This is a genomic window from Algoriphagus ratkowskyi, assembly GCF_002150505.1.
Classification (GTDB): domain Bacteria; phylum Bacteroidota; class Bacteroidia; order Cytophagales; family Cyclobacteriaceae; genus Algoriphagus; species Algoriphagus ratkowskyi.
Window position 1 is genome coordinate 22,960 of sequence record NZ_MSSV01000039.1, and the last position, 7,556, is coordinate 30,515.

The following is a 7,556-nucleotide window of genomic DNA, read 5'->3' on the forward strand; positions in this document are numbered from 1 at the left end:
CTCAAAATATTTAACAATATGGCTAAGCAATTATTTTTCAATACAAGTGCAAGAGATCAGCTGAAAAAAGGCGTAGATGCTCTAGCAGACGCAGTAAAAGTGACTTTAGGACCAAAAGGTCGTAATGTAATTATAGACAAGAAATTCGGCGCTCCTACGATCACTAAAGATGGTGTATCTGTTGCTAAAGAGATCGAATTATCTGAGCCAATCGAAAACATGGGCGCTCAGTTAGTGAAAGAAGTAGCTTCTAAAACTGCAGATGATGCAGGTGATGGTACTACTACTGCAACTGTACTTGCTCAATCTATCTTCGGTGTAGGTATCAAAAATGTAGCTGCCGGAGCTAACCCAATGGATCTTAAAAGAGGCATTGATAAAGCGGTATCTGCAGTTGTTAAGCAACTTCAAGCTGATTCAAAGCCAATCTCTACTTCAAAGGAAATCGCTCAAGTAGCGACTGTATCTGCAAACAATGACGAGGAAATCGGTAACATGATTTCTAGCGCAATGGACAAAGTAGGTAAAGACGGTGTGATCACTGTAGAAGAAGCAAAAGGTACTGAAACTGAGGTTAAAACTGTAGAAGGTATGCAGTTTGACAGAGGTTACCTTTCTCCTTACTTCGTGACTAACACGGAGAAAATGGAAGTAGAATTAGAGCAGCCTTACATCTTGATCTACGATAAGAAGATCTCTTCGATGAAAGAATTGCTTCCAGTTCTTGAGCCAGTTGCTCAATCAGGCAAAGGTTTAGTAATCATCTCTGAAGATGTAGATGGCGAAGCACTTGCTACTTTGGTAGTGAACAAAATCAGAGGTGCCTTGAAAGTGGCGGCTGTGAAAGCTCCAGGTTTCGGTGACAGAAGAAAAGCTATGTTGGAAGACATCGCTATCCTTACTGGCGGAACAGTAATCTCTGAAGAAAGAGGTTTCAAGCTAGAAAATGCAACTATCGACATGCTTGGTAGAGCTGAGAAAATCAACATTGACAAAGACAATACAACTCTTGTAAATGGTGCTGGTGATAAAGCTGCTATCAAAGGCAGAATCGCTGAGATTAAAGCTCAAATAGACAAAACTACTTCTGACTACGACAGAGAGAAGCTTCAGGAAAGACTTGCTAAGCTTTCTGGTGGTGTAGCTATCCTTTACATTGGAGCTGCTACAGAAGTAGAAATGAAAGAAAAGAAAGATCGTGTAGACGATGCACTTCACGCAACTAGAGCTGCTGTACAAGAAGGTGTAGTAGTAGGTGGTGGTGTTGCATTAGTTAGAGCTTCTTCCGCATTAGACAACTTGAAAGGTCTTAATGATGATGAAGATACTGGTATCAATATCATCAGACAGGCGATTGAGTCTCCATTGAGAACTATCGTTTCCAATGCAGGTGGTGAGCCATCTGTAGTGATCAATAATATCAGAGCACACAAAGGTAACTATGGCTACAATGCTAGAACTGATGTGTATGAAGATTTATTCAAAGCTGGTGTAATCGACCCTACTAAAGTAACTCGTTTAGCTCTTGAGAACGCAGCATCTATTGCAGCGCTTCTGTTGACTACTGAGTGTGTAGTAGCTGACATGAAAGAAGAAGCTTCCTCTATGCCTCCAATGGGTGGCGGAGGAATGGGTGGTATGATGTAATCAGTTCCCATCACAACTTTGAAAGGAGGTTCTTCGGAACCTCCTTTTTTTATTGCCTGATTATATGAGGATTAAATCGAATTAAAATAAAAAAGATAGTTAAACTTTTTTCTTGGATCAGTATTAATCGTACTTTGGCCTTAACAAACGGCTCTTTTTCTATTTCTATTCTCTTAATGATCCATTTTGACACCATTTTTCTAGTGGATGATGATCCCATCAATAATCTTATCAATAAGCGACTGCTAGGCAAAGTCGAGATTTCTAAGAATATTGTTGAATTTCAAGAAGGTGAAGAAGCTTTAATCAAATTAATAGGCGTAGATCCCAATCTATCCATTCTAATATTTTTAGATATAAATATGCCTGTTATTAATGGCTGGGAATTTCTGGAAAAATACCAAGAGATGCACGCCACTAGATCCGATAAAATAGTGATCCTTTCCAGCTCAATTGATTACCAGGACAGATTAAAAGCGCAAGGATATAAAGCAGTATCTGGATTTCTAGAGAAACCATTGACTCTAGAGAAAATAAAAATACAAATGGACAAATATGAGTACGAATAGGCCCTATTAATTTTTTCGCTGGCTTTAGTCTTTCCCATACATCTTTGATCAAAAGTAAAGGAAGGGGAGAACTATCTGCCTCTCCCCCATTCTTACTATTACTAAACCATGGGTAGAAATCATCAGGATAATCTGTCCTTTTCACCTACAGCCTGATACATATCAGCATCCACGATTTCCTACATAATGAGGCCCTGCCCTCCCCCAGATACTCTTAAGTTCCATCAGAAGTATATTTCAAATTCTTATTGAAGGAATTTTTATACAACATACTGTCACAGTATTTCCTGCCAGAAGCCCATTCCAATACGATTTTTCATCCATCCCATCAGTAACTTACGCGCTCAGTATTTATCTATCAGTATTTTTCCATCCTTTAAATAAAAGGATACTCTACTATTCTGGCTACATAACAATTCCAAAAATTCAACAATTTTCACTCAGCCCCAGTCTAGCTTTACCCAAATGAAAGTCTCAATAGGTAGTAAATAAACGGTAGAATACTTGAGTTCGGCTTTTTGGCTTAAGCACAGTCAAAAGCAAAAAACCCCTTAAGTAAAAACCTCCACCGATTGAAAGAATTCTGCCATAAAGGCTGATTTAAGTATGTTATTTTCTAAGTGTGTCTTGTATGAATTTTTTAATATCTTCTCTGAATAGCTTTGCTGAAGGCAAATCAGTATACATCATATGACCAGCCTCATAATAAGTCATTATGATTCGATCTGAAGCTGATTTGGGGATACCCAAATGAGCGATGGAATGCTCTACCCCATAAAAAACTGTCGCTAAGTCATAATAGCCATTCATGATCAATACTTTCATATTAGGATCCTTGCTGAGAGCATCTGCCATATCTGGCAATGTAGTCACAGCACCATCTGTACCCCAATACTGATTTCCTCTATGAGACCAATCCCATTTGAATCCCTCCTTGCTATAAGCTGAGGTGGAATAATTCAAATCCGTACTTACGCCTAAATCTCCATGGAAATAATCTAAAAATCCCATCGTATAGGCCGGAGATATAGCATCACTTTGTGGGTCAGTGAAAGCACTCATAGACATCGGATCTAGATTTACCCCCTTGTATCTTGAATCCAAGCGACCTACTGTCATTTCCTCATCCCGAAGCAATTCTTGAAAAAACTCGCCTGACTCCAATTTAAGATCAGCCCTTTTCCAGATATTCGCAGCTATACCGGTATAATCCTGAAGTTTCTTTGCGATTTCAGTTTCTGCACTTTCAGAAAGCTGATTTCCTTTAAATAATGCTGGGGCATATTCATTTTCGGTGAAATCCCTGACTTCCTGTACAAATGCAGGTAAATCACTCCCTTTGTTCGCTACTTTATTATGATACCAGGCTGTAGCCGCCATGGTAGGCAAATAGGCTAAGTATGATATATCTTCTGTTGGCACAAAAAATAAGGTTCTAAGATCAAAAACCGATGAAACCATAATCACTCCATTCAATGCATACCCCCGATCAAGAAGGTAGCTCATTACACCTGCATTTCTAAACGTGCCATAGCTTTCCCCTAAAATATACTTCGGTGAATTCAATCGCCCATTCGCCTTTAAAAACTGCATTATAAACAAACTTACACTTCTGATATCCTGATCCACTCCCCAAAAGTCCTTACCTGTAGCCTCTCCAATAGGCACACTTAGACCTGTCCCAACAGGATCCATCATAACTACATCAGCAACATCCAAAATTGAAAATTCATTGTTCACTAATTCATAAGGTGCACTCTGATTATAATTAGGATCATCCACCACGATACGCTTCGGTCCCATAATTCCCATATGTAGCCAGTAGGAAGAACTTCCTGGGCCTCCATTATAAGAAAATATTATCGGTCGGTTTTTTTCAGGGTTTTCTTTGAAATAGGCTGTGAACCCAAAAAGTGCGATCGGTTTATTGTTTTCATCTTTCAATTCAAAGGTTCCTGCCTTGGCTTTCAAAAGAATGGTTTTCCCATCAATTACTACCGATTGCTTTGATTCAAAAACCTGAGCTTTTGGATCTTCTTTTTTAGCGCCTTCAGTATTTTCTTGAGCGTGTATAAGGAATGGTATAAAAAACAGAAGAAGCAGAAATCTAGTTTTCATGGTTTTTAACGTTTTGATTATTCAATTTTTAAAAAAAAATGGCCTGAATTCAGGCCATTTCTACGAGTTATTTCTTTATCACTTTGCCTTCTTTCATGACAAAGACTACATTCTTCATCACGCTGATATCTTGTTCTGGATTTCCATCCACTGCTATAATATCGGCTAGCTTCCCTGATTCTATTGAGCCTAACTTATCTTCTATTCCCATAAAAATAGCATTCGTAATTGTCGCCGATTTAATAGCCTCTAGATTTGGCATTCCTACCTCAGTCATATAGATAAATTCTCTATAATTATCTCCATGCGCAAATACTCCTGCATCGGTACCAAAAGCTATTTTCACACCTCTTTCGTAAGCTCTTTTAAAAGTCGCTTGAATCTGAGAACCAATTCTTCGTGCTTTCTCAGCCACTACTTCAGGATAATAACCGGGGATTTCCCCAAAAGCTGCGGCAGACATTCCTGCTGTGATGGTTGGAACAAGCCATGCTCCTTTCTCTTTCATCAGATCCATAGTTTCATCAGACATCATAGTGCCATGCTCGATAGATTTCACTCCAGCTTTAATTGCTCGTTGCATACCTTCATCACCGTGCGCATGGGCTGCTACCATGATTCCAAAATCTGTAGCTGTCTGAACTACCGCATCTAACTCATCTTGGGCAAACTGAGGAGCGGAACCATCCCTAGCTACGGAGAGCACTCCACCTGTGGCTGTAACCTTGATCAAATCCGCACCAAATTTTACTTGCTGACGTACAGCTTTTCGTGCCTCATAAGGCCCGTTGATAACTCCTTCATCTGGACCTGGATCTCTCATCAAATCTCTTCGAACTCCATTAGTAGGATCGGCATGTCCACCTGTTGGGGCTAAGGATTTTCCGGCTGTATAGATCCTAGGACCTGTTACCTTACCTGAGTTGATGGCATTTCTAAGTGCTAAGTTTACTCCAGATCCGCCCAAGTCACGCACAGTAGTAAAGCCTGCCATGATTGTTTTTTCTGCAAAGTGAATGGATTGAAAAGCAATATCTGCTTCGTTATTTCGAAATCCATCTACATATCGAGTCGGGCTGGTTTCTCCTTCGATGTGAACATGCATATCCATCAGCCCTGGCATCACCGTTTTGTCTTTCAGATCAATCATGGAATCTTCAACTCCACCACTCTGATATCCTTTATTTACAGCTATGATTTTGTCAGCTTCTATCACTATAGTCTGCTCGCTAAGAATCTTTCCATTCTTTACATCCACCATTTTGCCTGCGTGGATATATGTTTTTTGCGCAAAGAGCCCATAAGACATCATTAGCGCTAAGCCTGTTAGTATGATTTTTCTCATAATTGATCTGGTTGGTTTTTGGATAAGCAGTTTAATCAAAAAACATCGTAATTATTCATTCACTTTTAATAGAAAACTAAAGCAAATGAAATCCGAATTTCCAATCAGGATATTCTGATTACCTCCTTAGCACCAACTTCTTTTTTAATTCATTTGAAAAGGCTATTTTGAAAGATTATTAAATAGCAATGACAGGAGGAGCAGGTTTCAGCAGGCAAGGCGCAAAAGCACTTGAAGAAAATCGGAAGCTAAGACAAATACGCCCAAAATCTTCAAGCCCTGATGGGATAAGTCGAGAAAAAAACATGAATAAAGCGGATCTTAAAAGTAGTGACGACAGCATCAAATTTAGAATGAGTCGTTATTCATCCGTTTCCAAAAGTGGTTATTTCTTCGCCATTATGGTCATCCTAACCTTAGCATGGATTATATGGACTGCCTTTTTCTAAGTTTTTAAACCACAAAGTACGCTGAGGGAAACACAGAGCGTACAATTTCTTTCCTACCTGCATCTATGTGAGCTGGAGGTGATTTTTAATCCTATACATGTTTGTGAACACGCAATTCAAAATATTCTATCGGCACGCACTAGCTAAGCACATCCCGCAGCTCTTCATTTTTCTGAAACATTACCTCAGCGTAAGAACACTCAGGAACGACACTGATTTTTTGATCCCTCGCAAAGTCTACCAATTCATACAATAACTTTAGCCCCAGTCCCTGATCTCTCATACTTTCTTCGACTTCAGTATGCTCGATGATCATCTTCTTTGGCTCAGCCATCACATAGATCATTTCAGCGATGCGTTTTGCTCCCTCCTCTATGAAAAAAGCTCCGCGCTTGCCATCGGTTTCCTGTTGGATATTGATTTTGCTCATATCTTATTTAGTTGTCTTTCCCTTAGTCATCTCATTATAAACTTCATCTACGGCCTCCCAAAGCTCAATGCTGTGTCCATCAGGATCGAGAATATGTACGAATTTCCCATATTCAGTATCCTCGATTTCATCCAAGATCGTCACTCCCTCAGCCTTCAACTCCTGCACCAATTCCACCAAGTTTTCTACTCTGTAATTAATCATGAATTCCTTCTCAGAAGGCTTAAAATAAGTTGTGTCATCCTTCATCGGAGACCATTGAGTAAACCCCTTTTTATTTGAATTCTCATATTGTCTCCACTGAAAAGTAGCGCCAAAGGCATCGGTATTGAGGCCAAGATGAGTTTGGTACCAATCCTTAGTCTTGCTAGGATCCTTTACTTTGAAAAATATTCCTCCTATTCCGGTGACGCGCTTTTTCATTTGAGTTGATGTGGGCTGGTGAGGTATTAAGGTAAGGAATTCAGTATTTAATAATAATAACTATTTAAGTTTTTTAAACTTGGATAGCATAGGTAAAGGTTTGAAGTTCCAATTCGGCAACTCCCCCTTTGTAAAGGGGGTAAGGGGGATTTAACTCCATATTTTTTTAAATTAACTGTATGTATTTTTTGCCATACAACAAATCATTACGTGAATTCTCCAGAGAACTTAGATCCCATAGCACTCTTTCTGAAATACTGCTTTGGCAAAAGTTAAGAGCAAGTCAATTCCGAGGTTATGGATTCAATAGACAAAAGCCTCTAGGCAATTACATCGTTGATCTATACAGCAATAAATTAAACCTAGTTATTGAAATAGATGGTGACTCACACTTTAATGAACAAGCTATACTAGAAGACGAGGTTCGTCAGCAAATCCTGGAAAAGAATGGTTTAAACTTCCTTAGATTTCTGGACATCGATGTGAAGAAAAATATGGAGTTTGTCCTTGAAGAATTGAACTTTTACATTGATGAATGGGAAGATAAAAATGGAATTGTCAGAAGTTATTTTAAG

8 protein-coding genes are annotated in these 7,556 nt (G+C 39.1%); 4 read left to right on the forward strand and 4 right to left on the reverse strand.

What is annotated here, in order from left to right; genetic code table 11:
* Nucleotides 1–18: 18 nt before the first annotated feature.
* Both groL and BVH02_RS20820 read left to right on the forward strand, forming a co-directional pair.
* Nucleotides 19–1,647 (forward strand): chaperonin GroEL, encoded by a 1,629-nt coding sequence (groL, locus tag BVH02_RS20815; protein ID WP_086503399.1) that lies wholly within the window; start codon nt 19–21, stop codon nt 1,645–1,647.
* 176 nt (nt 1,648–1,823) lie between these two features.
* A complete protein-coding gene (locus tag BVH02_RS20820; RefSeq protein WP_086503400.1) occupies nt 1,824–2,216 on the forward strand; it encodes a response regulator in 393 nt (130 codons plus the stop codon).
* A 609-nt stretch (nt 2,217–2,825) separates the two neighbouring features.
* On the opposite strand, the gene BVH02_RS20825 is transcribed toward BVH02_RS20820, so the two are convergent.
* A complete protein-coding gene (locus BVH02_RS20825) occupies nt 2,826–4,334 on the reverse strand; it encodes a S10 family peptidase (protein WP_086503401.1) in 1,509 nt (502 codons plus the stop codon).
* A gap of 67 nt (nt 4,335–4,401) precedes the next feature.
* Nucleotides 4,402–5,679 carry a metal-dependent hydrolase family protein gene (locus BVH02_RS20830; protein ID WP_086503402.1) on the reverse strand — a complete coding sequence of 426 codons (1,278 nt, stop codon included), beginning with the start codon at nt 5,677–5,679 and terminating at the stop codon, nt 4,402–4,404.
* Between the two features lie 188 nt (nt 5,680–5,867).
* On the opposite strand from BVH02_RS20830, the gene BVH02_RS20835 reads away from it, so the two are divergent.
* Complete coding sequence (locus BVH02_RS20835) at nt 5,868–6,128, forward strand: hypothetical protein (protein ID WP_086503403.1); 261 nt, start codon at nt 5,868–5,870, stop codon at nt 6,126–6,128.
* 139 nt (nt 6,129–6,267) lie between these two features.
* Here the strand turns inward: BVH02_RS20835 and BVH02_RS20840 are convergent, their stop codons facing one another.
* Together BVH02_RS20840 and BVH02_RS20845 are read right to left on the reverse strand one after the other, a co-directional pair.
* On the reverse strand, nt 6,268–6,558 hold the full coding sequence (locus BVH02_RS20840; RefSeq protein ID WP_223271937.1) for a GNAT family N-acetyltransferase: 291 nt from the start codon (nt 6,556–6,558) through the stop codon (nt 6,268–6,270).
* 3 nt (nt 6,559–6,561) lie between these two features.
* Nucleotides 6,562–6,981, reverse strand: coding sequence for a VOC family protein (locus BVH02_RS20845; protein WP_086503404.1), 420 nt, complete (start codon nt 6,979–6,981; stop codon nt 6,562–6,564).
* A 179-nt stretch (nt 6,982–7,160) separates the two neighbouring features.
* On the opposite strand from BVH02_RS20845, the gene BVH02_RS20850 reads away from it, so the two are divergent.
* Nucleotides 7,161–7,556 (forward strand): endonuclease domain-containing protein (locus tag BVH02_RS20850; protein WP_086503405.1); only part of this gene is annotated, 396 nt, incomplete at its 3' end.